Annotated in this window: 23 protein-coding genes; 12 read left to right on the forward strand and 11 right to left on the reverse strand. The window is 54.9% G+C overall.

The genetic code is table 11. The annotated features are described in order from the left end of the window. The first annotated feature begins 3 nt into the window (after positions 1 to 3). A complete protein-coding gene (locus JOE25_RS17590) occupies positions 4 to 2,169 on the forward strand; it encodes a YgiQ family radical SAM protein (protein ID WP_209637356.1) in 2,166 nt (721 codons plus the stop codon). Positions 2,170 to 2,728: 559 nt separating this feature from the next. Here the strand turns inward: JOE25_RS17590 and JOE25_RS17595 are convergent. Next, a complete protein-coding gene (locus tag JOE25_RS17595) occupies positions 2,729 to 3,334 on the reverse strand; it encodes a transglycosylase SLT domain-containing protein (RefSeq protein ID WP_209637358.1) in 606 nt (201 codons plus the stop codon). 281 nt (positions 3,335 to 3,615) lie between these two features. Here JOE25_RS17595 and JOE25_RS17600 point away from each other — a divergent pair, with 281 nt between their 5' ends. From JOE25_RS17600 to JOE25_RS17615, 4 genes are all read left to right on the forward strand, one after another. Beyond that, positions 3,616 to 3,927 carry a PTS sugar transporter subunit IIB gene (locus JOE25_RS17600; protein ID WP_209637361.1) on the forward strand — a complete coding sequence of 104 codons (312 nt, stop codon included), beginning with the start codon at positions 3,616 to 3,618 and terminating at the stop codon, positions 3,925 to 3,927. 86 nt (positions 3,928 to 4,013) lie between these two features. Continuing rightward, complete coding sequence (locus JOE25_RS17605; protein ID WP_209637363.1) at positions 4,014 to 5,333, forward strand: PTS sugar transporter subunit IIC; 1,320 nt, start codon at positions 4,014 to 4,016, stop codon at positions 5,331 to 5,333. Further along, positions 5,330 to 5,659 carry a PTS lactose/cellobiose transporter subunit IIA gene (locus JOE25_RS17610; protein WP_020828661.1) on the forward strand — a complete coding sequence of 110 codons (330 nt, stop codon included), beginning with the start codon at positions 5,330 to 5,332 and terminating at the stop codon, positions 5,657 to 5,659. Before JOE25_RS17605 ends, JOE25_RS17610 begins: the two co-directional genes overlap by 4 nt. Then, positions 5,656 to 7,059 (forward strand): GH1 family beta-glucosidase, encoded by a 1,404-nt coding sequence (locus tag JOE25_RS17615; protein ID WP_209637364.1) that lies wholly within the window; start codon positions 5,656 to 5,658, stop codon positions 7,057 to 7,059. The genes JOE25_RS17610 and JOE25_RS17615 overlap by 4 nt, the downstream gene beginning before the upstream one ends. Positions 7,060 to 7,103: 44 nt before the next feature. Here JOE25_RS17615 and dkgA read toward each other — a convergent pair whose 3' ends face one another. Both dkgA and yqhD read right to left on the reverse strand, forming a co-directional pair. Further along, positions 7,104 to 7,928, reverse strand: coding sequence for a 2,5-didehydrogluconate reductase DkgA (dkgA, locus tag JOE25_RS17620; protein WP_209637366.1), 825 nt, complete (start codon positions 7,926 to 7,928; stop codon positions 7,104 to 7,106). A 414-nt stretch (positions 7,929 to 8,342) separates the two neighbouring features. Next, the gene (gene yqhD / locus JOE25_RS17625) at positions 8,343 to 9,506 is read right to left on the reverse strand and encodes an alcohol dehydrogenase (RefSeq protein ID WP_209637369.1); all 1,164 of its coding nucleotides are present in this window, start codon (positions 9,504 to 9,506) and stop codon (positions 8,343 to 8,345) included. Positions 9,507 to 9,697: 191 nt separating this feature from the next. Here yqhD and JOE25_RS17630 point away from each other — a divergent pair, with 191 nt between their 5' ends. Then, positions 9,698 to 10,615: an AraC family transcriptional regulator gene (locus tag JOE25_RS17630; protein ID WP_209637371.1), complete on the forward strand. Its 918-nt coding sequence runs from the start codon at positions 9,698 to 9,700 to the stop codon at positions 10,613 to 10,615. A gap of 56 nt (positions 10,616 to 10,671) precedes the next feature. Here the strand turns inward: JOE25_RS17630 and JOE25_RS17635 are convergent, their stop codons facing one another. Further along, positions 10,672 to 11,334, reverse strand: a complete 663-nt coding sequence (locus JOE25_RS17635; RefSeq protein WP_209637373.1) for a DedA family protein — start codon at positions 11,332 to 11,334, stop codon at positions 10,672 to 10,674. 153 nt (positions 11,335 to 11,487) lie between these two features. After that, entirely contained in the window at positions 11,488 to 12,684 is a 1,197-nt protein-coding gene (metC, locus tag JOE25_RS17640) for a cystathionine beta-lyase (RefSeq protein ID WP_209637375.1), read from the reverse strand. A gap of 455 nt (positions 12,685 to 13,139) precedes the next feature. On the opposite strand from metC, the gene exbB reads away from it, so the two are divergent. The 4 genes from exbB to JOE25_RS17660 all read left to right on the forward strand — a co-directional run bounded on the left by exbB (position 13,140) and on the right by JOE25_RS17660 (position 15,220). Further along, complete coding sequence (gene exbB, locus JOE25_RS17645; RefSeq protein ID WP_209637377.1) at positions 13,140 to 14,114, forward strand: tol-pal system-associated acyl-CoA thioesterase; 975 nt, start codon at positions 13,140 to 13,142, stop codon at positions 14,112 to 14,114. Between the two features lie 3 nt (positions 14,115 to 14,117). Continuing rightward, positions 14,118 to 14,540: a TonB system transport protein ExbD gene (exbD, locus tag JOE25_RS17650; RefSeq protein ID WP_037416623.1), complete on the forward strand. Its 423-nt coding sequence runs from the start codon at positions 14,118 to 14,120 to the stop codon at positions 14,538 to 14,540. A 138-nt stretch (positions 14,541 to 14,678) separates the two neighbouring features. Further along, complete coding sequence (locus JOE25_RS17655) at positions 14,679 to 14,939, forward strand: type II toxin-antitoxin system ParD family antitoxin (RefSeq protein WP_209637379.1); 261 nt, start codon at positions 14,679 to 14,681, stop codon at positions 14,937 to 14,939. Further along, positions 14,939 to 15,220 (forward strand): type II toxin-antitoxin system RelE/ParE family toxin, encoded by a 282-nt coding sequence (locus JOE25_RS17660; protein ID WP_209637381.1) that lies wholly within the window; start codon positions 14,939 to 14,941, stop codon positions 15,218 to 15,220. Before JOE25_RS17655 ends, JOE25_RS17660 begins: the two co-directional genes overlap by 1 nt. 48 nt (positions 15,221 to 15,268) lie before the next feature. Here the strand turns inward: JOE25_RS17660 and JOE25_RS17665 are convergent, their stop codons facing one another. The 6 genes from JOE25_RS17665 to JOE25_RS17690 all read right to left on the reverse strand — a co-directional run bounded on the left by JOE25_RS17665 (position 15,269) and on the right by JOE25_RS17690 (position 22,599). Continuing rightward, the gene (locus JOE25_RS17665) at positions 15,269 to 16,087 is read right to left on the reverse strand and encodes a shikimate 5-dehydrogenase (protein ID WP_209637383.1); all 819 of its coding nucleotides are present in this window, start codon (positions 16,085 to 16,087) and stop codon (positions 15,269 to 15,271) included. A 10-nt stretch (positions 16,088 to 16,097) separates the two neighbouring features. Then, positions 16,098 to 17,162, reverse strand: a complete 1,065-nt coding sequence (locus tag JOE25_RS17670) for a LacI family DNA-binding transcriptional regulator (protein WP_209637385.1) — start codon at positions 17,160 to 17,162, stop codon at positions 16,098 to 16,100. Positions 17,163 to 17,183: 21 nt separating this feature from the next. Beyond that, on the reverse strand, positions 17,184 to 18,593 hold the full coding sequence (locus JOE25_RS17675) for a sucrose-6-phosphate hydrolase (RefSeq protein ID WP_209637387.1): 1,410 nt from the start codon (positions 18,591 to 18,593) through the stop codon (positions 17,184 to 17,186). After that, positions 18,593 to 19,963 (reverse strand): sucrose-specific PTS transporter subunit IIBC, encoded by a 1,371-nt coding sequence (locus JOE25_RS17680; protein WP_209637388.1) that lies wholly within the window; start codon positions 19,961 to 19,963, stop codon positions 18,593 to 18,595. Before JOE25_RS17680 ends, JOE25_RS17675 begins: the two co-directional genes overlap by 1 nt. Positions 19,964 to 20,028: 65 nt before the next feature. Further along, a complete protein-coding gene (locus tag JOE25_RS17685) occupies positions 20,029 to 21,438 on the reverse strand; it encodes a carbohydrate porin (protein WP_209637390.1) in 1,410 nt (469 codons plus the stop codon). A gap of 231 nt (positions 21,439 to 21,669) precedes the next feature. After that, on the reverse strand, positions 21,670 to 22,599 hold the full coding sequence (locus JOE25_RS17690) for an aminoimidazole riboside kinase (RefSeq protein WP_209637392.1): 930 nt from the start codon (positions 22,597 to 22,599) through the stop codon (positions 21,670 to 21,672). A gap of 578 nt (positions 22,600 to 23,177) precedes the next feature. On the opposite strand from JOE25_RS17690, the gene JOE25_RS17695 reads away from it, so the two are divergent. Together JOE25_RS17695 and JOE25_RS17700 are read left to right on the forward strand one after the other, a co-directional pair. After that, on the forward strand, positions 23,178 to 24,893 hold the full coding sequence (locus JOE25_RS17695; protein ID WP_209637394.1) for a ShlB/FhaC/HecB family hemolysin secretion/activation protein: 1,716 nt from the start codon (positions 23,178 to 23,180) through the stop codon (positions 24,891 to 24,893). Between the two features lie 10 nt (positions 24,894 to 24,903). Then, positions 24,904 to 25,434, forward strand: a complete 531-nt coding sequence (locus JOE25_RS17700; RefSeq protein ID WP_209637396.1) for a toxin-activating lysine-acyltransferase — start codon at positions 24,904 to 24,906, stop codon at positions 25,432 to 25,434. The last annotated feature ends 4 nt before the right edge of the window (positions 25,435 to 25,438 follow it).

Consider the following 25,438-nt stretch of genomic DNA (forward strand, 5'->3'; position numbering starts at 1 on the left):
AGAATGAGCACCACCAGCCTAATCCAACCCGATCGTGAATTATTTTCCTATAAGCCTTATTGGGCCGAATGTTATGGCACTGCGCCATTTTTACCCATGTCGCGCGAAGAGATGGATCAACTGGGCTGGGATAGCTGTGACGTGATCATTATCAGCGGTGATGCTTATGTCGATCACCCAAGCTTTGGTATGGCAATCATCGGCCGCATGCTGGAAGCGCAGGGCTTCCGCGTTGGCATCATTGCTCAGCCGGACTGGAGCAATAAAGAAGACTTTATGCGCCTGGGTAAACCGAACCTGTTCTTCGGCATCACTGCCGGTAACATGGATTCGATGATCAACCGTTATACCGCCGACCGTAAACTGCGTCACGATGATGCCTATACCGCCGGCAACGTGGGCGGTAAACGCCCGGATCGTGCGACGCTGGTTTACAGCCAACGCTGCAAAGAAGCTTATAAAGACGTGCCGATCGTGCTGGGCGGCATCGAAGCCAGCCTGCGTCGCATCGCTCACTACGATTACTGGTCGGATACCGTGCGTCGTTCGGTGCTGGTGGACTCTAAAGCTGACATGCTGATTTACGGTAACGGCGAGCGTCCGTTAGTGGAAGTGGCACACCGTCTGGCTGCGGGCGAGAAAATCAGCGAGATCCACGATATCCGCAATACGGCGGTGATGCGCAAAGGTGCGTTGCCGGGTTGGACCGGTGTGGACTCTACCCGTCTGGACAAGCCGGGCCGCATTGAGCCAATTCCAAATCCTTACGGTGACGATCTGCCGTGCGCAGACGGTGGCAAGCCGGAGCCGGAAGCCAAGCCGGTGACCGTACGCGCAGCCAAACCCAAGCCGTGGGAAAAAACCTATGTGTTGCTGCCGTCCTTTGAAAAAGTGAAGGCCGACAAGGTGCTTTATGCGCACACCTCGCGTATTCTGCATCACGAAACCAACCCGGGCTGTGCGCGTGCACTGATGCAGTCACATGGCGATCGCTACGTGTGGATTAACCCACCGGCGATCCCGCTGACTACGCCGGAAATGGACAGCGTATTTGCCCTGCCGTACCAGCGTATCCCGCATCCGTCCTATGGCAAGGAAACCATTCCAGCCTATGACATGATCCGCTTCTCGGTGAATATCATGCGTGGCTGCTACGGCGGTTGTTCATTCTGTTCGATCACCGAACATGAAGGGCGCATCATCCAGAGCCGTTCAGAAGACTCCATTATTCGCGAAATCGAAGAAATTCGTGACAAAGTGCCGGGCTTTACTGGCGTAATCTCCGATTTGGGTGGTCCGACGGCAAACATGTACATGCTGCGCTGCACCAATCCGCGCGCTGAGCAGACCTGCCGCCGCGCCTCGTGTGTGTATCCAGAGATTTGTACCTACATGGACACCAATCACGAGCCAACCATCAAGCTGTACCGCCGTGCTCGCTCACTGGAGGGCATCAAGAAGATCTTGATTGCCTCTGGCGTACGTTATGACCTGGCTGTGGAAGATCCGCGTTATATCAAAGAGCTGGCGACCCACCACGTGGGGGGGTACCTGAAGATTGCCCCGGAACACACCGAGGAAGGCCCGCTGTCGAAAATGATGAAGCCGGGCATGGGCAGCTACGATCGGTTTAAACAGCTGTTTGACCATTATTCTAAGCTGGCAGGCAAAGAACAGTACCTGATCCCGTATTTCATCTCCTCACATCCGGGCACCCGTGATGAGGACATGGTGAATTTGGCGTTGTGGCTGAAGAAAAACCGTTTCCGCCTTGATCAGGTGCAGAACTTCTATCCGTCACCGATGGCTAACTCCACCACCATGTATTACAGCGGCAAAAACCCGTTGAGCCGGGTGGGTTATAAGAGTGAAGACGTCGTGATACCTAAGGGCGATCGTCAGCGTCGCTTGCACAAAGCGTTGTTGCGTTATCACGATCCAGCCAACTGGGCGATGATCCGCACCGCGCTGGAAGAGATGGGCATGAAGCACCTGATCGGCAGCCGTCGCGAGTGCCTGGTGCCGGCACCGACCATCGACGAACAGCGTGAAGCGAAGCGTCTGCAACGCCATACTCGTCCAGCGCTGACCAAGCATACTGATATCACCCGTCAGCGAACACCGACCAATAAGCCACCGCGTAAGCCTATCCGTAATGGTAAGCCGTAACGGGTAGGTATTGGCTTCAGTCCCTAGGTTTAATGCCGATCAGTTAAAGCTGGTCGGCATTTTTTTATTCGGTTTCTGTAGGTTCAGTGCAGGTAGGATTGCCGTAAATACCCTCTATTTCTCTGTAGCCACAATGAACGGCAATTGGAGGGGCCGAAGGCGTGGCCCCTTTACCCCACCCACATTGGTAGCCACTGAGCATCCTGTGCCTCAGTTTGACGTCGCGCGATGAAATACAGTGGAAATGATGAGATGAGCACGCGGTTGGGCGCCCTGAAGACGTCGAACGCAAGCACAACGCATAGGCGAAACCGCCATGGACGCCTGTCATAGCCGGCCGTGATGCGGCGTGATGAAGTGAGAGCCGTTGGCGTAGCCAACCGTCTGAGTGGGCAAGAGCGCGGGTTGCAAGGGGCCGTGCTTACGGCCCCTTGCTCGGTCGAGGCGCAAGAGCCTCATGGTGCTTTGCGCGTTTATCGACCGAAAAGAACGCTGAACTTGCTAAAAACACCTTAACCGATCGGCATTCACCCCAAGGTTTTCTCTTTACGTCTGAAAATCACAATTGATCGTAGGCGGCTTCCACTTTCATCAAATGGCGCGGTGCCTGCGGGGCTGGATGATACTTACGCACATGCCAGTTAAAGGCTTCTGGCGACAGATTATTAATCATCGAAATGGCTTGCTGACGGTTACTGGAGAACGTCCGTAACAGTGCGCCCGTGCCGTTGACGTAGGCGATAATGGTGGCATAACGCAGGGTGACGGGATTGTTGATGCCTTTAAGCTGCTGTTTTTGCAAGACGGCCAGATAGGCTGCACCAAGATCGATGTTGGTATCAGGATCCAGCAAATCGTCATCGTCCGGGCAACCGCGCTTACCTTTGTAGCGATAGGCATCGCACCCCGCGGTATCTGCTTTCAACTGCATTAAACCGATAGCATTGGATCGGCTGATTGCGGCTGGGTTAAAGCTGGATTCTACTTTGATCATTGCCGTGATCAGCTTCTTATCGACGTTGTATTTATCCGCAGCATCTTCGATCGCATCATCAAAAGCATGAGCATCGTAGCTGGTACGTGGCTTTTTGCTGGAACAACCGGCCAGGATCAGCATGACGCAAAGTATGCTCAGGCGTGACCACTGTGATAGGGAAGATTTCATTGTGCTCCGTGCGTTATCTATTTTTAACGGTATTGGGCCGGCGGACGGGGCCGGGTGCCGCCATCATAACGTCAGCTGCCGGAAAGATCTTTAGTAAAAAACAGGGGGATCGGGCGCTTTCGACAGGATGAATGAGGTATCGGCAGCAATTTTGGATCTCCTTCACAGAACCTGTTCAAACACTGTAACCGGTTACTGAAACCGGTTGCTGTTTTTTCATTTTTGAAACCATACTCATTCCTCAACTGAATCATTTTCACCTATTGACCCCAGGAGAACGGATGAAAAAAATATTCTTATGCTGCGCAGCCGGGATGTCGACCAGCATGGTGGTGAATAAAATGAAAAAGTCTGCCGAACAGCAGGGTATTGAGGTTGATATTATCGCCGTCGGTATAGATGAATTTGAAGCAACATTGGAAAATTACCAGTGCTGCCTGCTTGGTCCGCAGATTAAATATAAATTGGCTGACTTTAAAAAGATCGCCGACAGGGAAAATAAACCCATTGCGGTTATAAACAGCATGGATTACGGCATGATGCGTGGCGATAAAATCCTTGCCGAAGCGTTGGCGATGATTGAACCACGCTAATCCTACCGGGGCCGCCTGCTGCAGCGCGCTGCCGTAGGCTTTCTCGCCCTGTGACCATTGACTCAGAACGTCCCGAGGGTTGAACCATGAGTATCAGCCAGGCCGCATTCAATTTTATTGAAAACCGCATCAGCCCGATTGCCGGTAGATTATCGACTCAACGACATATTATGGCGATCCGCGACGGTTTTATTTCCGCCATGCCGTTTATGATCGTCGGCTCATTTTTACTGGTTTTCGCGTATCCGCCTTTTTCTGCTGACAGCAGTTGGGGAATAGCCCAATGGTGGTTGGGTACGGCAGAAAAACATCAGGTTGCCATTCTTACCCCGTTTAATATGACGATGGGGATCATGTCCATCTATATAACGGCTGCGATTGCTTACAATTTAGCGCAAAGTTATAAACTCGATCCCTTTATGGCGGCGATGCTGGCCCTGATGTCGTTTTTATTGGTCGCCGCGCCGCAAACCGAGAAGATGTTACCGACGGCGGCCTTGGGCGGGGTGGGGATCTTCACCGCCATTCTGGTGGCGATCTATACCACTGAGTTGATCCGTTTTCTCAAGGTGCGAAACATCGGTATCTCACTGCCGGAACAGGTGCCAGCCAAGATCAAGCAATCGTTCGATCTGCTGATTCCGATCCTGGCGGTGGTGATCACGCTGTATCCACTTAGTTTGCTGGTGCAGCACCAATTCAACCTGTTGTTGCCGCAGGCGATCATGGCGTTGTTCCAGCCACTGATTTCCGCCGCCGACTCATTGCCGGCGATCCTGCTGGCTGTGCTGATTGGCCACTTGCTGTGGTTTGCCGGCATACATGGTGCGGTGATCGTCTCTGGCATGCTGCAGGCGTTCTGGCTCACCAACCTGGGTATCAACCAGGACGCGTTGGCCGCCAGCCAGCCGATGCCACACATTTTTATGGAAGCCTTCTGGACCTTCTTTATCGTTATCGGCGGATCTGGCGCCACCTTCGGACTGGTGCTGCTTTATCTGCGCAGCCGGTCGGCGCATCTGCGTTCGATCGGCAAGCTGAGCCTGGTGCCCAGTTGCTTCAACATCAATGAACCGGTGATCTTCGGCACACCGATCGTCATGAATCCCACCTTCTTTATCCCATTTATCACCGCGCCGATCGTCAATTCGATCATCGCCTATGCGGCGGTGAAACTGGATCTGATCGGCAGAGTGATCTCGGTAGTGCCCTGGACGGCACCCGCCCCGATTGGTGCGGCCTGGGCCACCGGTTGGGATTTCCGCGCGGCGCTGTTGGTGCTGTTGTTGGCTGCGGTATCAGCACTGATTTATTACCCGTTCTTCAAGGTCTATGAGCAACAGCTGTTGGACCAGGAAGTGAGCGAAGCGGATCAGATAGAACAGACGCAAGGAGTCACAGAATGATGGATATGGAAACGGCAGTCATGGAGTTGATCATCAACGCCGGTGAAGCGCGCAGCTGTGCCATGCAGGCGCTGTACGCTGCGCGTAAATACCAGTGGGATCAGGTAGACATTTTGCTGGCGGAATCGCAGTTGGCGGCCAAGCGTGCCCATGCCACTCAAACTGAATTGATTGGATTTGACGAGGGGGAAGGCAAGTTACCGGTCAACCTGATTATGGTGCATGCACAGGATCACATCATGAACGCCATGCTAGCGCGCGATCTGGTGGAGGAGCTGGTGAGAATTTACCGATTACTGGAACAGAACGGGGTGAAAAACCAATGAGCGTATTTCCGAAGGATTTTCTCTGGGGGGCCGCGACGGCATCATACCAAGTTGAGGGCGGTTTTGATGCTGACGGTAAAGGCCTGTCCAACTGGGATCTCTTCTCCCATCTGCCCGGCACCACTTATCAGGGTACCAACGGCGATGTCGCGGTCGATCACTACCATCGCTTCCGCGAAGATGTGGCGCTAATGGCCGAATTGGGTATGCAGACCTACCGATTTTCGATCTCCTGGCCACGGCTGTTGCCGCAGGGCCGGGGAGAAGTGAACGAAGCAGGGATCCAATTCTACAGCGACTTGATCGACGAATTGCTTAAGCACAATATTAAGCCGATGATCACCCTGTACCACTGGGATCTGCCGCAAGCGCTACAAGAATCTTTTGGCGGTTGGGAATCGCGAGAGATCGTCGATGCTTTCGATGAATATGCGCGTCTGTGCTATGCACGTTTTGGCGATCGGGTTGAGCTTTGGTCCACTTTTAATGAAACCATCGTGTTTATCGGTATGGGCTATATCACCGGGGCGCATCCGCCCAAGTTAACCGATCCTAAGAAGGGTATTCAGGCCTGCCACCATGTGTTTTTGGCGAATGCCCGTGCGGTGAAAAGCTTCCGGGAAATGCAGATCAAGGGGCAGATCGGCTTCGTCAACGTGTTGCAACCGAACGATCCGATCAGCGATTCACCGGAGGATCGGCGCGCTTGCGAGATCGCTGAAGGGATCTTCACGCATTGGTTGTACGATCCGGTGCTAAAAGGGGAATACCCGGCTGAGCTCTTGGCGATGGCGCAGCAGGCCTTTGGCGTACCCTATTTTGCACCTGGCGATGAGGTACTGCTGAAGGAGAACATCGTAGATTTTATCGGCCTGAATTATTACAAGCGTGAAATGGTGGCGCATAACGACGACGTGGACGGCTATGCCATCAACACCAGTGGCCAAAAGGGCAGCGGGCGTGAATTGGGTTTCAAAGGGCTGTTCAAACTGGTACGCAATCCGAACGGTGTTTACACCGATTGGGACTGGGAAGTGTACCCACAGGGGCTAACCGATGCTATTGGGCGTATCGTCAAACGCTATGGCAACATCCCCATTTACATTACCGAGAACGGATTGGGCGCCAAAGATCCGATCGTCGAGGGAGAAGTGCGTGATCAACCACGGATTGACTACCTGCGCGATCATATTCAGGCGATCGGTGCGGCGATCGAACAGGGGGCTGATGTACGCGGCTACTACCCTTGGTCGTTTATCGATTTGCTCTCATGGCTTAACGGCTATCAGAAACAGTACGGCTTTGTGTATGTCGATCACGACAACAATCTGGCCCGCAAGAAAAAGCAGAGCTTTGGCTGGTATCAGCGGGTGATTGCCACCAACGGTGAGCAGCTGTAGCGGGGAATAAAGTGGCCCTCTCAGGCGGAGAGGGCCGAGTCAGATTACAGTGAGTCTGGATCCGGCCCGAGACGGTTGCCGATATCCAGCTTGGCGATTTCGCTCAGTTCGTCTTTATCCAGTTTGAAATCAAAGACCTCGAAGTTTTCACGAATGCGGGAAGGCGTGACCGATTTCGGGATCACGATCAGACCGCTGTCCAGATGCCAACGCACCACGATTTGCGCCGGTGTTTTCTCGTATTTTTCTGCCAGGTATTTAATGACGGGTTGATCGAATACCCCTTCACCACCCTGTGCCAGAGGGCTCCAGGATTCGGTAGCGATGTGATGCGTCGCATTCCAGGCACGCAATTGGCGTTGTTGCAGCAGTGGGTGAAGTTCGATCTGGTTAATCACCGGGGCGACATTGGTTTCATCCAGCAGGCGCTGGAGATGCGGGGTATGGAAATTACATACCCCGATACTTTTAACCAGCCCTTGTTCGCGCAGTTTGATCAGCCCGCGCCAGGCGTCCACGTATTGGTCTTGCTGGGGTTTCGGCCAGTGGATCAAATACAAGTCGACATAGTCCAACTTGAGCTTTTCCAGGCTGGTTTCCAGCGCGCCCTGTGGGTCGCCCTGATCGTCATTCCACAGTTTGGTGGTGACAAACAGTTCATCGCGGGGAATCGAGGAGGTTTGCAGCGCTGCGCCGACCCCTTCCTCGTTCTTGTAGATCGCAGCGGTATCGATCGAGCGATAGCCCACCTCCAGCGCTTTAAGCACCGCATTGGTGGTTTCTGAAATACTCGCCTGCCAAACGCCGAGACCCAACTGCGGCATCAGATTACCATCGTGGAGTTTGATGATGGGTTGTTGCGTTGTCATGCGTATCTCCTTGTCAACGGATTGCCCGGTGCTGCATGCACCAGGAACAGCGATACCCGTCATACTTCAAGCTACAGCGGTGTAGGCTGCAAACGGTTACGTGGCCCATCCGTGGGCCACGCCCCTAAAGGGGCCGCTGCAAGCAGCGTTCAAATCTGCTCCCGGCAGATTTGTATCCCAAATCACTTACTTGAGTAAGCTCATCGGGATGCACGCTCTTGCCGCCCTCCTGCAACTCGAATTATTTAGGCTATATCAGTAGATTCTAGCTGGCAAACAGGGGTAGTGCTGAGTTCGCTAAGCAAATTTCAACGATATCGGAATCGTGCTTGGCACTGCGCCCGGCGAGCGTGATCGGTCGGGCGCAGGAGGGTCGTTGAAACTAAAGCCTAGCAGTAAATCGCGAGTTTGCGATTAACGCGCCGCTTCATAAATGCGTTGGCTCACTTCCAGGGTAATGTCCTGGTGTTCGCCGAGCGCGGTCATACCGTGCTGGTGCAGCTTATCGAGCAGCGCTGGGATTGAGCTGCCGTCGAGCTGGTAATCTGACATGCGGGTCGGCACGCCCATTTTTTCGAAGAAGGCGCGAGTGGCGGCAATAGCGCCGTCAATGCGGCTGTCTTCGCTACCGTCACGCAGACCCCAAACGCGATCGGCATACTGCAGCAGTTTTTCGCGTTTTTGTGCTTTTTTCTCGATCAACAACGCAGGCAGGACAATCGCCAGCGTTTGGGCATGATCCAGGCCGTGCATGGCGGTCAGTTCATGACCCAGCATATGGGTTGCCCAATCCTGCGGCACACCCGCGCCGATCAAACCGTTCAGCGCCATAGTGGCGCTCCACATCACGTTGGCGCGCACCGCATAGTTTTCCGGCTCAGCCAGCGCACGTGGGCCATCTTCCAGCAAGGTCAGCAGCAGGCCTTCGGCAAAGCGATCTTGCACCTTGGCGTCAACCGGATAGGTCAGGTACTGCTCGAGGGTGTGAACAAAGGCGTCGACCACACCGTTGGCGATTTGGCGCGGAGGCAGTGAATAGGTCACGACCGGATCCAGCACGGCGAACAAAGGCTGTACGTGTGGCGAGAAGAAATGCTGCTTATCACCACTGCTTTTACGGGTGATCACTGCGCCGCTGTTGGATTCAGAACCGGTGGCCGGCAATGTCAGTACGCAACCCATAGGCACTGCGTCTTTGATCTCGCTGCCGACGGTTTTCAGGATATGCCAGGCATCGTTATCTGCGGTGTAGCGGGCTGCAGCAGCGATAAACTTGGTGCCGTCCACGACGGAGCCGCCGCCAACAGCCAGCAGGAAGTCGATGTTTTCTGCACGCACGACCTCGACCGCTTTCATCAGCGTTTCGTAGGTTGGGTTAGGCTCAATGCCGGAAAATTCCAGGACATTGCGGCCCGCCAGCGCGGCATAGACCTGATCCAAGACACCGTTTTTCTTCACGCTGCCACCACCGTAGGTGATCAAAATGCGGGCGTCGGCAGGGATTTGTTGCGCCAGACCCGCGATTTGGTCTTGGCCGAACAGAATTTTGGTTGGGGTATGAAGAATAAAGTTTTGCATGGTTATTTCTCTTCTGCATAAGACAAGCGCCGGTGGCGCAAAATATCTGAGGGGTATTGTCAGTAACTTGGCCCCGCAGCACAATGCACATTCCTGCCCGAGTCTTGCCTATTTCTACAAAGCGTTGTAGAAAAATAGAGTTTTAAACTATTATTTATGCCGGATTATTCTTAGTGTAAGAGGGTGTTTCTGTGAGTGACATTGATGAGCTGCGCAGCCGCATGGCGCGCCAGGCAGCCTGTTTTGCCGAGAGTAACGGTTATACGCCCTCGCCAGTGCCACTGGTGAAAATCCTCTACGTCGACCGCCATTGCCCACGTCAACCGGTGATGTACGAACCCGGGGTAGTGATCATTTTCCAGGGTCACAAGGTGGGTTACTGCGGTAACCGGGTATTCCAATACGACCCGCGTAATTATCTGCTGATGACGGTACCCTTGCCCTTCGAATGTGAAACCTTTGCCAGCCCAGAATTGCCACTGGTGGGGTTATCCGTGAATATCGATAGCCAGATGCTGCAGGATTTGCTGATCGACATCGGCGACGATGACTACCTGATGAAACCGCGCCGAGAAAGCAGTGGGGTGAACCTGGCTGAATTATCGGAAGAGCTATTGTGCGCCACCGAACGCTTGTTGGATGTGATGGCCAAACCGCTCGACGCGCGGGTGCTGGGGCCACAGATTGTACGTGAAATCCTGTATTACATATTGCGTGGTGCCTGTGGAGCGTCGCTGCAGGAGCTGGTTAATCGCCATACCCACTTTAGCCAAATCGCCAAGGCGCTGCGGTGCATTGAGAACCAATACGCGGACAGCCTCAACGTCGAACAGCTGGCGGGTGAGGTGAACATGAGCATTTCGGCGTTCCACCATAACTTCAAAGCGGTGACGAATACCTCGCCGTTGCAGTATGTGAAATCCTATCGGTTGCACAAAGCCCGTTTACTGATGGTGCATGATGGTTTAAAGGCCAGCACCGCGGCGATCCGCGTTGGCTATGAGAGCGCTTCGCAGTTTAGTCGCGAATTTAAACGCTTCTTCGGCGTGACGCCGAGCGACGAAGTGGCCCGGCTGCGCGACAACCCTCCGCTGATGATGGAAGGGTAGATTGCAGGTGAATGCGGATTGAACTGTACGGGCGGCAACTGCCGCCCGTTAACGCATCAGGAAGAGGCTGCGCGTTTTTTGCGCCAGATAACCAACATGGCACCCAGCAGGCCAGCCAGCAACAGAACCAGCGGCAGGATCATCAGCCCTGTCATCACCTGGCTTTCGTAGCGTTTCACTAACGGGATCTGGCTGAAGGCGTAGCCGAGGCCAACTACGGCACCCACCCAAATTACGGCGCTCAACCAGTTAAAGAACTGAAAACGCGTGCTGTTCAGGCCAGAGATGCCGGCCATGGTGGGCAGCAAGGTACGGACAAAGCCCAGAAAACGGCCAATCACCAGTGCCATCAGGCCATGACGGTTAAACAGGTTGTGCGCCCGCTGGTGATATTGGGCGGGCAGCTGCAGCAACCAGCCTTTTACCAGTTTAGTGTGGCCCAGCCAACGGCCTTGCAGGTAGCTCAGCCAACAACCAAGGCTGGCGGCAAGGGTCAAAATGATCAGCGTAGGCACAAAGGCCATTACGCCTTTGGCGATCAATGCGCCAGATAGCAACAATAAGCTGTCACCGGGTAAGAAGGAAGCTGGCAGTAATCCGTTTTCTAAGAATAGCGTGGTGAAAAGTACAGCATAAACCACCCAAATGACGCTTGGATCGGCAAGGGCTATGAAGTCCTGCTGCCAAAGCGCATGAACAATCTCTCGTAATACATCCATTATATATCCTGTTGCATGCCGGTTGCGCCTGGAGCCACGTACCCCAGGATGCGGTGTTGACCGTATCTGACAGTTACCCGCCTAGTGTACCGCTAATAGCTTAAGCACACATTAAACGAGGCGAATAAAATTACCGCTGTAACAGGCGATGTATCAGTGCGCGTTGGTAATACGCTCGAACCCGGCGGCGAGATCGGCGATCAGATCCTGCACGTTTTCCAGGCCAATATGCAGGCGCACCAGCGTGCCGGAGAAATCGACGCCGCCCGCCGGACGGATGGCTTCCAGTTCTTCCGGTTGGTTAGCCAGGATCAGTGATTCATAGCCTCCCCAGGAATACGCCATGCTGAAGTGGTTGAAGTTATCCAGGTAATCGGCCAACTGCACGTCACTGAGACGCTGCTTCAGTACAAAAGAGAACAGGCCGTTGCAGCCGCTGAAGTCACGACGGTAAAACTCATGGCCTTTGCAACTGGGCAGCGCGGGGTGATTGACCACGGCCACCTCAGGCCTGTCGGCCAACCAGTTAGCGACCTCAATGCTGCTCTGTTGGTGTTGTTTGAGACGCACACCCAGCGTGCGCAGCCCGCGGCTGGCCATATAAGCGGTATCGGCATCCACCATTTGGCCCATCAAATAAGAGTATTCACGCAATTGATCCCAACAGCGTGGGTTTGCTACGGCAGTGCCCAGCATGTAATCGGAATGACCAATAATGTATTTGGTGCCCGCCTGAATCGAAATATCGATGTCGAAATCCAGCGCCTTGAACAGTACGCCGGCTGCCCAGGTGTTATCGATCATGATCACCACGTCCGGCGCCACAGCACGAATAGCCTGCACCATCGCCGGGATATCCTGAACCTCCATGGTGATCGAACCCGGCGATTCAAGGAACACCACGCGCGTATTGGGCTGAATCAGCCCGGCGATATCGGCGCCTATTAATGGATCGAAATAGGTCGTCGTTACGTTCATACGGCTCAGGATATGGGTGCAAAAATCCTGCGTTGGTTCATAGACAGAACCGGTCATCAACAGGTGATCCCCAGCGCTGACGAAGGACAAGATGGCGTTGGAAACCGCCGCCGCACCGCAAGGGTAAAGCACACAACCCGCTCCGCCTTCCAGTTCGACCATCGCATCTTGCAACGCGAAATGGGTCAGGGTGCCGCGCCGGCCATAAAACAGCTCGCCATGAGCACGCTTGGCGGTGGCGTGTTTTTTGGCTGCGACGGAATCAAAGACCAGTGAAGAAGCGCGCTGGGTGACGGGATTGACGGAGCCCTGTGTATAGCGCTTGCTGCGCCCGGCGCCGATCAGGGTGGTTTCGATGTTCTTTGACGTCATGGGAGCGGGCTCACCTTATTGGGTCTTCACGGGCCATTTACGAGAGTCCTTACGTTAGCATGACATTTAATAGCCATCCAGACGTTTTAACCGCCAAATGCAGAAACGGATGCAATCCTCTGCCCGATGCTGTTCCTGCACGTCATCCTTCTGCAGGGCCGCAATGACCAAGCGGATTTATCGGTAAATTCGTGATGTGACGACAAAATGCGATAAAACGATGACGTTGTTGCAGCCCTGTGCCGTAAAAGTGACGAAAAACCTTATAAAAGGTGCTTATAGGGCCGAACAGGTCGCGAATGGGTTAGCGGGAGAGCGTTGCGGACGCCGTGGCGATAATTTTCCCGATTATTTGGTAAATAATAATGAGAACTACTATCAATCCCTGAGTGGTTTGATATGATCGCACGCTGAATTATTCCTCAATTTTGATTGGTAACGGGTGGAGGCACAGCGTGAAAACGGCTGGCAAGAATTTAAATCAAGGATCGTTCGGTCAGGGCCGGGCGCAATGGGGCCAGGCATTCGGCCGCGGTCTGATCGCTTCAATGGTATTAGTGGTGGGTCTGGCCGGTAGCGCTCAGGCAGCACCGGCGGCTAATCCAGCCGTTACCGAAAGCGTTACTCCGGCTGCGGCGCCTGCTGTTGCAGCCACGCCGGAAAATGTCACGCCGGTGAACCCACAACCGACCATCCAACCGCCAGAAACCCGCGGTATGGACCTGTCCGTTTGGGGCATGTACCAACATGCGGACATCGTGGTAAAAATCGTGATGATCGGTTTGGTGCTGGCATCTATTGTCACCTGGACCATCTTGTTCTCTAAAGGCAGCGAACTGTTCCGCGCCAAGCGCCGTCTGCGCCGTGAACAGTTGGCGTTAGCCAACGTCCGCTCGCTGGACGAAGCCTCTGAGCTGGCGCAAAGCTTCTCGGATGAGAGCATCAGTTCCGTATTGCTGAACGATGCACAGAACGAGCTGGAGCTGTCGGCGGCATCCAACGACAACAACGGCATCAAGGAACGTACCGGTTTCCGTCTGGAGCGCCGCGTAGCGGGCTACAGCCGTAATATGGGCCGTGGCAATGGCTTCCTGGCGACCATCGGTGCCATTTCGCCGTTTGTCGGTCTGTTCGGTACCGTTTGGGGCATCATGAACAGCTTTATCGGCATTGCCCACTCGCAGACCACCAACCTGGCAGTCGTTGCACCCGGCATCGCAGAAGCGCTGCTGGCCACCGCTCTGGGCTTGGTCGCCGCGATCCCGGCGGTGGTGATTTATAACATCTTTGCCCGCGTGATCAGCGGCCACCGTGCACAGGTTGGCGACGTAGCGGCGCAGGTTCTGCTGTTGCTGGGTCGCGATTTGGATCTGGCCGCCACGGCGGAAGCCAAACGTTCACAGCATTCACACCAACTGCGGGTGGGGTGAGTTATGGCGATGCGCTTAAATGAAGATTTGGACGACAGCGGCGAACTGCATGAAATCAACGTGACGCCGTTTATCGACGTTATGCTGGTGCTGTTGATCATCTTTATGGTGGCCGCGCCGCTGGCAACGGTAGATATCCGTGTCGATCTTCCGGCGTCCTCCGCCAAACCGCAGCCGCGCCCGGAAAAACCGGTGTTCCTGTCGGTGAAAGCGGACAAACAGCTCTATGTTGGCGAGCAAGCTGTCAGTGCAGATCAACTGACGTCGGTGCTGGATCAACGGACGCAGGCGAACAAAGAGACCACTATCTTCTTCCAGGCGGATAAGAGCGTGGACTATGAAACGCTGATGAGCGTGATGGATACGCTGCGTAAAGCCGGTTACCTGAAAGTGGGGCTGGTGGGGATGGAAGGCGCCGCCAAATAACGGGCTGACATCACCAATGGCTGGAAGGGCGCTCAGGCGCCCTTTTTTATTGCCTGAATTTTGTACATGAGCATGACGCGCCTTCAACACATGAAAATACTAATAGATAGTAATTAACACTACTTTCCTGGGTCGGACATGCCAACGAGCATTGCTTTAAGCCCTCATTTTGAAAGGTTCGTTCATGAGCAAATTGACAGCGGGCGTTATGGCAACGTCAGTGAAGTGATTCGAGCAGGTCTACGCCTGCTCGAAGAGCATGAGCGGGCGATGAAAATTGAACAGTTGCGAGTCGCTATTGCGCAGGGAATCGAAAGTGGTGAGGGAGTCCCGGCGGAGGAAGCATTTGCGCGTTTACGGACTAAATACCAACGGATGGTGGATAATGGAAGTGGCTAATGGGGCTAACAATATCGTCGGCGGCGATATGTGACATTGAAAATATTGGCGACTCTATTGCGCAGGAAAATCCGGTGCGTGCGCTGAGTTTGTATAGCCAATGCCAGCGTATCGGCGAGTCGCCGGACACCTATCAAAAGCGCCCTGAGCTTGGCCGGAACGTCAGGATTAGCGCCTATGGCAAATACCTTATCGTTTTTACTGCGATGCAACATAACGTCAGGATCCAGCGAGTATTCCACGGTGCGAGGAATATTTTGCGTTTGCTGGCTTGTCGTTAGAACGTTAAGCGCTGGCTCATCTGCTCAGCCCCTAACGTTCAACACCCTTTAGCCGCGAGCGTGCGCCGCAGCGCGAGCGATTTGCTCATCGGTTGGGCGTACGCCGGTATAAAGCACAAACTGCTCGAGCGCCTGCAATGCAATCACTTCTGCCCCGGTAATCACGCGTTTACCGTGTTCACGCCCGTAACGAACCAACGGCGTTTCCGCGGGTAGCGCCACGACGTCGAAGACGATTTTCGCTGCATCGACAGTCGCTGGCGCGAAGGCCAGTTGCTCCGCTTCTACACCGCCGGCCATGCCGATTGGCGTTACGTTGATCACCATATCCACCTGTAACTCACCCACTTCTGCCAGCCACTGGTAGCCGTATGCGCTAGCCAGAGCCTGTCCAGCCTCCGGGTTGCGGGCGATGATATGGCCGTTTTTGAAACCGGCGTCACGCAGTGCTGCGGTGACCGCTTTCGCCATGCCGCCGCTGCCGCGCAGGGCAAAGGATGTTTCTGCCGGGATCTGATGTTGCGCCAACAGTTTGGCAATGGCGATATAGTCGGTGTTGTAAGCCCGCAGAAAACCGTTGTCATTGACAATAGTATTGACCGACTCAATCGCCGTGGCGGAAGCATCCAACGCGTCCAGGAAGGGAATACAGCTCTCTTTGAATGGCATCGATACCGCGCAGCCGCGAATACCCAATGCGCGAACGCCGCCCACCGCAGCCTGAATATCTTGGGTGGTAAACGCCTTGTAGATGAAGTTCAGATCCAGTTCCTGATACAGGTAATTGTGGAAACGAGTACCGAAGTTGCCTGGGCGGCCTGCCAGCGACATGCACAGCTGGGTATCTTTATTAATCTCACGGCTCATGTTGAGCTCCTTAACCGGGAAAAGGAAAAACCGGGTGCTGGTCGAGCAGTGCTTTAGAACCGGCATGCCGCCAGTGGATACTGCCCGGCAGGTATAGCGCATTCTGTTCTAATGGCCGCTCGTCAATCAGTGCGCTGACCATGTCGAAACTGTGTTGTGCCAGCGCGCGGCAGTCCTGCGCCACGGTGTCGATTTTCAGCGTTAGGCCGTCGAACAGATAGTGATCGTCGAAGCTGCACAGATGCAAATCGCTTTCCATCAACTGGTGCTGGTTCAGGTAACGTAATACCCCTTCCAGTAGGCCGCAGGCGGCGGTAAACAACGCTTTTGGCGGCCGGCCTAGCTGTGCGCACAGTTGAGCGAACATCTCGTAGCCGGAGCTGGGGTGATAATTGCCGTTGATGATCCATTCTGGTTTACAGACGACTCCGGCACGTTCAAGGCCGAGCTGAAAACCGGCCAGCCGGTCACGTGTTGGTGAGATGCGCGGTTGTCCGCCCAGGAAATAAAACTCGTCCGGGTGTTGGCGCGCCACGTTTTCAACCAGGGTGGCGGTCGATGTCAGCGAGTCAGTGATCACCAGCGGCAGGTCGGAGCCAGTAATCAGACGGTCCATCTGCACCACCGGCAGGCCAGCATTGATTTTTTGATACTCGGTATCGGTGAGCTGGCTGGAGGCGACAATCAGACCGTCGACCTGGCGTTGTACCAGGCTGTTCACCGCCATCATTTCTTGTGCCGGATTCTCATCGGTGCAGGCGATCAGCAACTGCAAACCGGCCTCGCGACACAGGGTTTCCAGCTCGCGTGAGATTACCGCAAAACCGTAGTTAGTCATTTCCGGCACCACCAGCCCCAACGTATGGCTACGCGTAGAACGCAGCGAACGGGCGTGGAAGCTGGGTTGGTAGTGGTGCTCGGCCGCGAGTGCCAAGATACGATCGCGGGTGTCATCAGACACCCGGTATTCCTTGCTGCGGCCGTTAAGCACCAGACTGGCGGTCGATTTAGACACGCCGGCCAGTGCGGCAACATCACTGATGGTTATGCGTTTATTTTTTTTCACTGACGGCATCTGAGTTCATCGAAGGATGCGTCATTCTAGCATGCATGGCGCCAGCGACCAGTGTTCGAGCGCCAGGTGCGCATCACCACCGAGTTGCAACAGCGGTTGCGGGCCGGGGAAGTAGCGTGCACTCATGACCGCTTCGCCGTGGTTGATAAAGATCTCCACGCTGGAGTGGTCAAACAGTATCTGCAAGTGGGCCAGATCACCGCGCCAGTAGCGGTGTTCCGGCTGCCCGTCGCGCAGGTTGTTACGCGTCAGCCGCAGCAAGGCACCGTCCCAGTCCAGCACAATGGCATCGCCGACGTTAGCGCTGAACCTCCCTTGCGGTGTCAGCAGCAGCTCCGCGCTATCGACAGGCAAGCACGGCGCACTGTCGGCGGCACCTTGCCATTGTTGGCTTGTGCCTCGCAGCTGTTGCAGTTCGCGTGCCGGTTGTTGGTACAGTTTGCCGTTCTGCAATGACAGTTCGCGCGGGCAAGTCATGGTGTGGATCCAGCCATACTGCCGCGTCGGATGATAATCCTCGTCCTGTTCTGGCACGCCCATCCAACCCACCAGCAGTCGGCGGCCGTCTTCGGCCAGGGTGGTCTGCGGTGCGTAGAATTCGAATCCGGCATCCAACTCGTGGAAGTCCTGATGGTCAAAAGTGGCCCGTTGATAATCCAGCTTACCCGTGAAATAGCCAGCCTGATAAACGTTGAGGTAACGTTCGGCCTGCGCTTCAAGCCCTTGCGGGCAGCAGATCAGCACCTCGACACCGTCCAGCGTGAACAGGTCAGGGCATTCCCACATATAGCCGAAGTCACCGATGCCGTTAAGCTGCGAACCGGCGATTTCCCCCCGCAATTGCCAACTGCGTAGATCGTCGGAACGCAGCAGCAGGACTTTGCCACGATCTTGCAGATCGCGTGCGCCGAGCACCATGTACCACGCGTCCTGATGGCGCCAAACTTTTGGATCGCGGACGTGGCCGCTATAACCTGCTGGCAGTGGCAACACTGGGCCAAGTTTGTCGTAGCCGCCTTGCGTATTCTCTTGCGCCAGGCACTGATAAGCGGTGCGAGAACCCTCGGCGTATTTCACGTTGCCGGTATAGACCAGCGTGATCTTGCCGTCCGCCACAACCGCCGAACCGGAATAACAGCCGTGGCTGTCGTAACAGGCACCCGGCACCAGGGCTACCGGCTGATGCTGCCAATTGACCAGGTCCGTCGATTGCCAGTGGCCCCAGCATTTGTTGCGGTGATCGCAGCCCAGCGGATTCCACTGATAAAACAGATGGTAGACGCCGTTATGCTGAATGAACCCATTGGGATCGTTAAGCAAGCCGACGCTAGGCGCCAAATGCCACGCCGGGCGGTGCGGGTCGCGCAGCGCCTTTGGCATGCCGCTCATCAAGGCTTGAACAGCCTGTTTCATTAAGTCGTGTTCTTCCATTATTCACTGTCCGTTTTGTATTTCAGCAGTAATGAGAGAATAAAGGCGCTACCGAAGGCGATCACCAGGCCAATGATATAGCTCACCAGTGAACTGGCCTGCACGATCGCCATCCCCGGGATTGCGGTCAGCCCGACCGCGTTCATACCGACGTGATTGGCCACTACCCAGGCACCGCCGAGCGCACCGCCCGCCAGCGCCGCCAGGAAGGGCTTCACAAAACGCAGGTTGATACCGAACAGCGCGGCTTCGGTAATACCGAGCATGGCGGAAAAGGCTGAAGGCACCGCAATCGCTTTAATCTTGGCGTCGCGGGTTTTGAAATAGACCGCCAGACAGGCACCGCCTTGGGCAATATTGGCCATCGACCAGATCGGCAGCAGGAAGTTGACGCCGATATTCGGGTTGCCGAGCAGCCCGGCTTCGACGGCGTGGAAGCTGTGGTGAATACCGGTGATCACGATGGCGGAATACAGGCCGCCGAACAGCAAACCGGCAAACCAGCCGGCATGGGTGATCAGCGTGCTGAGGACAAAGGAGATGCCGTCACCCAGCGCACGGCCGGCAGGGCCGATAAACAGCATGGCGACGAAGCCGGAAATGACCACCGTCAGGAACGGCGTCAGGATCAGATCCAGCGCGTTGGGGATCACTTTACGCAGCTGCTTTTCCAGCATGCTCATAAACCACACTGTCAGCAGCACCGGGAACACCGTGCCCTGATAGCCGATCATGGCGATCTCCAACCCGAAGAAATCCATGGTGTGGAAACCGCCGGCGACGCCCCAGGCGTTGGTCAGCGCAGGGTGGGTAAGAATGCCACCGAGTGTGGCACCGAGATAGGGGTTACCGCCAAATTCACGTGCTGCGGTAAAGCCGATCAGGATCGGCAAAATAATAAACGCCGCAGAGCTGAACATGTCCAGCATTACGAACACAGCGCTGTTGGCATCGGCCCAGCCGTAGGTTTTCACCATGCCAAGCAGGCCCATCAGCAGGCCAGAGGCGACGATCGCCGGGATGATCGGAACAAAGATGTTCGACAGCAGGCGAGCGATACGTTGCAGCGGGTTAAGTTTCTTTGCCGCGATGTCGGCGGCTTCAGACTTGCTGGACTCGCTGACGCCGGCCGCCTTGATAAATTCCGCGTGTACCTTGTTGACCAAACCGGTGCCGAAAATCACCTGGATCTGTCCGGCGTTGCTAAAGCAGCCCTTCACGCCGTCCAGCTTGCCGATCGCCACTTTGTCTACCTTGCTGTCATCCACCAACACCAGGCGCAGACGCGTGGCGCAGTGGGCGGCGCTGGCAATGTTTTCTTTGCCGCCGAGTAGCGGCAACAGCGCGTTGGCGGTTGCGGTAATGTCCATGTTCACTCCCTTAATCAATAAAAATACCGCCGCGGTTTTTCGCGGCGGAAATCAGTTCAGCAGCGTTAGAAGAAGTACTTGAATCTGGCACGCACGCCATAGCGCTGATCGTTGTTGGCGTTGGCGATCTTGTTCTCAGCATTGGCTTCCAGCATTGAAACGTAAGCGCCGAGATACAAATTGAAGTTCTTCATATTCATGATGTTTGGTATTTGGTACGAAGTATGAATGGTGTGTATGTCATATTTGCCCGGCTCGCTCAGCGGGTTGCTGATGTCGGCCGCCATACCGGCAGTATTGAACTCTTTGATGTTATTGTGGGCGTAGATATAACCCACTTCAAAGCGGCGCCACAGCACGTTTATTCCGGCGGTGAAGTCCTGCTCGCCAGAGGCGTCGAGATAGGCGGTGCTCAGGTTGGCGACCACGCCGTTGTCTGGATGGGTGGCGGTGTTGTTCCAACTGAGGGTCATGCCGTAGCCGTTACGTTTGGACTGATCGACGAATTGTCCCTGGTTGTCATGATAACCGTAGGCATTGTTGACCACGTTGCTTTCCATCGCGACGGCCGCGCTGAGCTGGTCTTTTTTCCAGGCAATTACCGGCCGCAGGTAGGTGACGTTTTTCTTCTTATCCAGGCTGTTGCCGTGGTAGGCGTCGTCCTGGAACAACGAGGTGCCGTCTTCCACCAGCGTATTGAGTTCAAAGTAGAAGTCACCGGCGTACTTGCTTAGCATCAGGTTGCCGCCGCTGCTGCTGCGGCCACGGCCTTCTTTCATCATGTAGATATAACCGAAGCCGTCTGCGTACAGATCGTTGGCGGTATTACCGGAATACTGGATGAAGGTGTCCTGATTGAGCGGGAACATGTCGTAGGCTTCAAAACGGCCAATCTTGGTCTGCCAGTTCTTTTCGTTGCCGAAGAAGAAGGCCGCATCGTCGAGGTTCATCTTGCCGGTCATGTCCGCCAGCGGCTGCACGCTAAAGCCGGAGAAATTGCCGTCCGGGTTGCGGCGGTAACCGTCAACGCCGACCAGAATACGGCCGTTGATATCCCAACGTTCCTTGTTGCCGGGCTTCCAGTCTTTATTGTCGCTGCCTTTCAGCGACGTAAGCTGGCCGCTGCGGCTGGCTCCGTCCAGGTTGAACTCGACGTCCCCGTACAGCTTCAGATCGGTTAAACCGGTGAGTTGCAGGTTGCTGGCTGGTGCGGCGTGGGTTTCCAACGTCGCGGTGCGCTGTGCCACCTGCACGGTTTGCCGCTCGGTGTTGGCGGTGCGTTGCTCCAATTGCTGGGCCTTGCGTTCCGCTGCCGTAGCACGCGTTTCTGCCTGACTGGCCCGCTGTTCGGCCTGTTGCAGCCGTTGTTCCAGTGCATTCAGACGCGCTTCGATACTGTCGTTGGCGCCTGCTGCTGCCGCAGAGGTAGAGATAAGGAGCCCTGTTGTTACTGCCAGATAGCTTAGTTTCTTCATGATTTTCTATCATCCGGGAAGGTTGTTATTATTTTTGCTAAATTGCTAAACCGGTTTTTCATGATGGAAGATAGTGAGTTGAAAGGCGGCTTGCAATCAAGTTTGCTAACCCGATTCAGCTATTGTGATCAAACCCGCAAATTACACCCTAATGATGAAAATGGTGTGCTCTGGCCCCCAGAGCCAATGGTTCAGGCGAGGGGATTGGGGGCCGGATGTACGCTTAACGGACTAACGCTGGAGGAAATCTTGCAACTCGTCGGTCCGTGGCAACGCGGTCATTGCACCTTTGGCCGTGGTGGCCAGTGCGCCGCAGGCCTGGGCCTGAGCGATGACTGCTGACCACTGTTCTTCTTGTGGCAGAGTACCAAGCTGTGCCAGTGCCGCCAGCAAACCGGCGACGAAAGCGTCGCCCGCGCCGGTGGTGTCGACGGGGGTGATCGATGGGGCGCGGAAGTGACGAATTTGCTTACCGTCGTGCATGCACACACCGTCGCTGCCGAGTGTCACCAGCAGTAAACGGAGCGGGTAGCGCTGCATCATCCAATCGATGCCGCTCTCTAACTCACCGATACTGCTGATAAAATTCAGCTCTTCTTTCGAGATTTTCACGATGTCCGCCAGTAGCAACGCCTTTTGCAAACAGGGACGCAGCGCTTCCGGCTGACGCCAAACCTCTTCGCGAATATTTGGGTCAAAACTGACCCAGCCACCGGCTGCCTTGATGTTCTCCATGGCGGTAAACGTGGTGCTGCGGCTTGGCTCCTGCGACAGGGCGATAGAGCAGACGTGTAGCCATTCATCTGCGTTGAAATCGGGCAAATCATCAGGTTGCAGGAACAGGTCGGCGCTGGGGGTGACCATGAAAGTGAAGGAGCGTTCGCCCGACAAATCGAGATCCACCACCACAGTGGACGTGTGGTGGTCGGGGTCCTGTGACAGATGGCGGGTATCGACCTGCTCTTCGCTAAGCACCTGCTGTAAGAATGCGCCAAAGCTGTCTTGACCCACACGGCCGATAAAGGCGCTGTCGCCGCCCAGGCGGGCGATACCCACCGCCACATTGGCGGGAGCACCGCCGGGACATTTAAGATAACTGTTTGAATTTTCAGGAACCAGATCGACGACTGCGTCACCCAGCACCCATACGCGATTAACCATGTTCAACCCCTGTTTTCACCCGTGTCAGATGGCGAGCTAAAATAGAAGAACCGGTTTAGCATTGCAACGAAAGAATCCGAAACCTGCTGGTAAAGTCGCATATGGCGGGCCATAAAATGCAGAAATAGGAAATAAGTTATAGCAAGAGGGAATAAGTAACGTGTTGACAATTATAATTAAAAAATAAAAGTCAGATTAATGGAAAGTGTAATTTCCAAATACGGATAATAAAATGTGGCGGTGATTTTAAATAGGATATTTCCTAAATCAAGGTGGCTGCTGAGTATAATCGCGCCGTGATGAATAATTGCATGGTTTAGATGCAATTATTCATGTTAATTAATAGATGCCTCAAGTTTATTTTAATTTTATCTTAAATATATCAATGTCTTACATGTTTCTTTTGGGTGTTATTTAGGTCGGATATATGAGTGACGCACGGTGTTTATATTAGGTGTTTTGTTATCTGGCGCCCATTACGGACCAAAATTAAGTTGATCGTGAGCTATTCGTGCGCATAATGTTTGCGTTTTTTTACAATTCTTATCTTTTATTTGTCTTTCGACAGGGAAAAAGTCATGCGCCATTCCGCCTACTCGTCGCTCAGCCTTGTTGTGCGTAAGGGTTGTATTCCATTAGGCTCCGTTGTCTTGCCGCTGTTTATATACAGCCTACCGCTTCACGCGGCAACGACAAGCAACGAACAGCTGATCATACAGCAGCAGCGACAAAAGGCGCTGGAGCAACAGCTGACACCACCGACACCGGATGTGCGTTTGTCTCCGCCTTCGTCCAGCTTTGGCCGCATTGCTTTCCCGCAGGAAAAAACCTGCTTCCCTATCGATCAGGTGGTGTTAACCGGTCAGGACAAACTCCCTCATTGGCTGCCGTTGCAGCGTATCGCCGATCAGGCGCAGGGCCGCTGCCTGGGCGGGCAGGGCATTAACCTGCTGATGAGTACCCTGCAAAACCGGCTGGTGGATCACGGCTATATCACCACCCGCGTGTTGGCACCGACGCAGGATCTGAAAAGCGGTAAGCTGAGGTTGGTGGTGGTGCCGGGCTACGTGCGGCAGGTGAAACTGACGGCGGACAGCGGCCATTACATTCAACCCTACAGCACATTCCCGGCCCATGCCGGCAACCTGCTGGATCTGCGTGATATCGAACAAGGGCTGGAAAACCTCCAGCGTTTGCCGACGGTACAGGCCAACATGGAAATCATTCCCGGTGAACAACCCGGAGAAAGTGATATTGCCCTGAGCTGGAAGCAGGAGCGCATGTGGCGCATTGGCGCTTCGTTGGATGATTCTGGCACCAAGAGCACCGGGCGTTATCAGGGGGGCTTGACGCTATCGCTGGATAACCCGTTCTCACTCAGCGATCTGTTCTATATCTCGGGATCTACCGATCTGCAAAACCAGGGTGGCAAAGGCTCCAAAAACATTACTGGGCACTACTCGGTGCCGTTCGGTTATTGGATGGCCGGGGTGACCGCTAACAGTTATGACTACCACCAGACTATTGCCGGTCAGAATCAGGATTACCGTTACAGCGGCAAGAGTAAGAACCTGGATTTCCAGCTTAGCCGAGTGCTGCACCGAAACGGCAGCCAGAAAACCACGCTGACCTACGACGTGCTGGCACGCGAATCCAGCAACTACATCAATGACACTGAAGTGGACGTGCAGCGACGGCGAACCTCCGGTTGGCGGCTGGGATTACAGCATCGCCACTATATTCAACAGGCTACGTTGGACGCGGGCGTCAGTTATCAACGCGGCACCCGCTGGTTCGGCGCATTGCCTGCGCCGGAAGAGATCTTTGGCGAAGCCACTGCACTGAGCAAAATTGTGCAGCTAAATGCCCAGCTTGACGTGCCATTCAGCCTGTTTAGCCAGAACTTTCGCTACAACGTGCAATACCAGCGCCAGATCAGCACTACGCCGCTGACGCCGCAAGACCAGTTTGCTATCGGCAACCGTTGGACGGTACGCGGCTTTGACGGCGAGCGCACCCTGAACGCTAACCACGGCTGGTTCGTCCGTAACGATCTGGCCTGGCGCACGCCATTGCAGGGGCAAGAACTGTACCTCGGTGCCGACTACGGCGAAGTGGGGGGCTACGGTTCTGACTATCTGGCCGGTCAACACTTGGCCGGTGGCGTGGTTGGCCTGCGCGGCTATGCCTTTAAGGTCGGTTACGATCTGTTTGCCGGCGTGCCGTTTTCCAAACCTGAGAGGTTCAGCACCAGCCCGGTCACCCTGGGCTTTAACCTGAGCTGGAACTACTGAGGGCACGACGATGCGCATAGGCGAATACGATATCAGAGCACCGCTGATCCTCGGTGGTGACGACAGTGAAGCGGAAGCCTTTGGGGCTGCCGTCTGGTTGTGGATGCATTCGCCGATGCATCGCGATGCGCCGCTGCACACGCTACCGACACTGTTGCTGCCGATCATCAAGCGACAACAATATGTGTTGGTTTCACAGCAAAATCAGCCGGTGTTTTTCCTCAGTTGGGCCTGGATGAGTCAAGACGCTGAAGCACGCTATTTGACGCAACCGGCAGTAAATATGCAAGAAAGTGACTGGAACAGCGGCGATCGCTTGTGGTTCTGCGACTGGATCGCGCCGTTCGGCCATACGCGGGAAATGCGTAATCTGATGGTCAGGGAGATATTCCCGCACCTGTGTGTACGGGCGTTGTATCACCGGGGGGCGCAACGCGGCAAACGCGTGGTGAACTTTAAAGGTGCACAGGTCAGCCATCAGCAAGCGCAGCAATGGTGGGCGGACCGCCCGTTAGCCGTCGAGCCATCAGAAATTCAATAAGGAC

Origin of the sequence: Serratia sp. PL17 (genome assembly GCF_017832355.1) — a bacterium.
Classification (GTDB): Bacteria; Pseudomonadota; Gammaproteobacteria; order Enterobacterales; family Enterobacteriaceae; genus Serratia.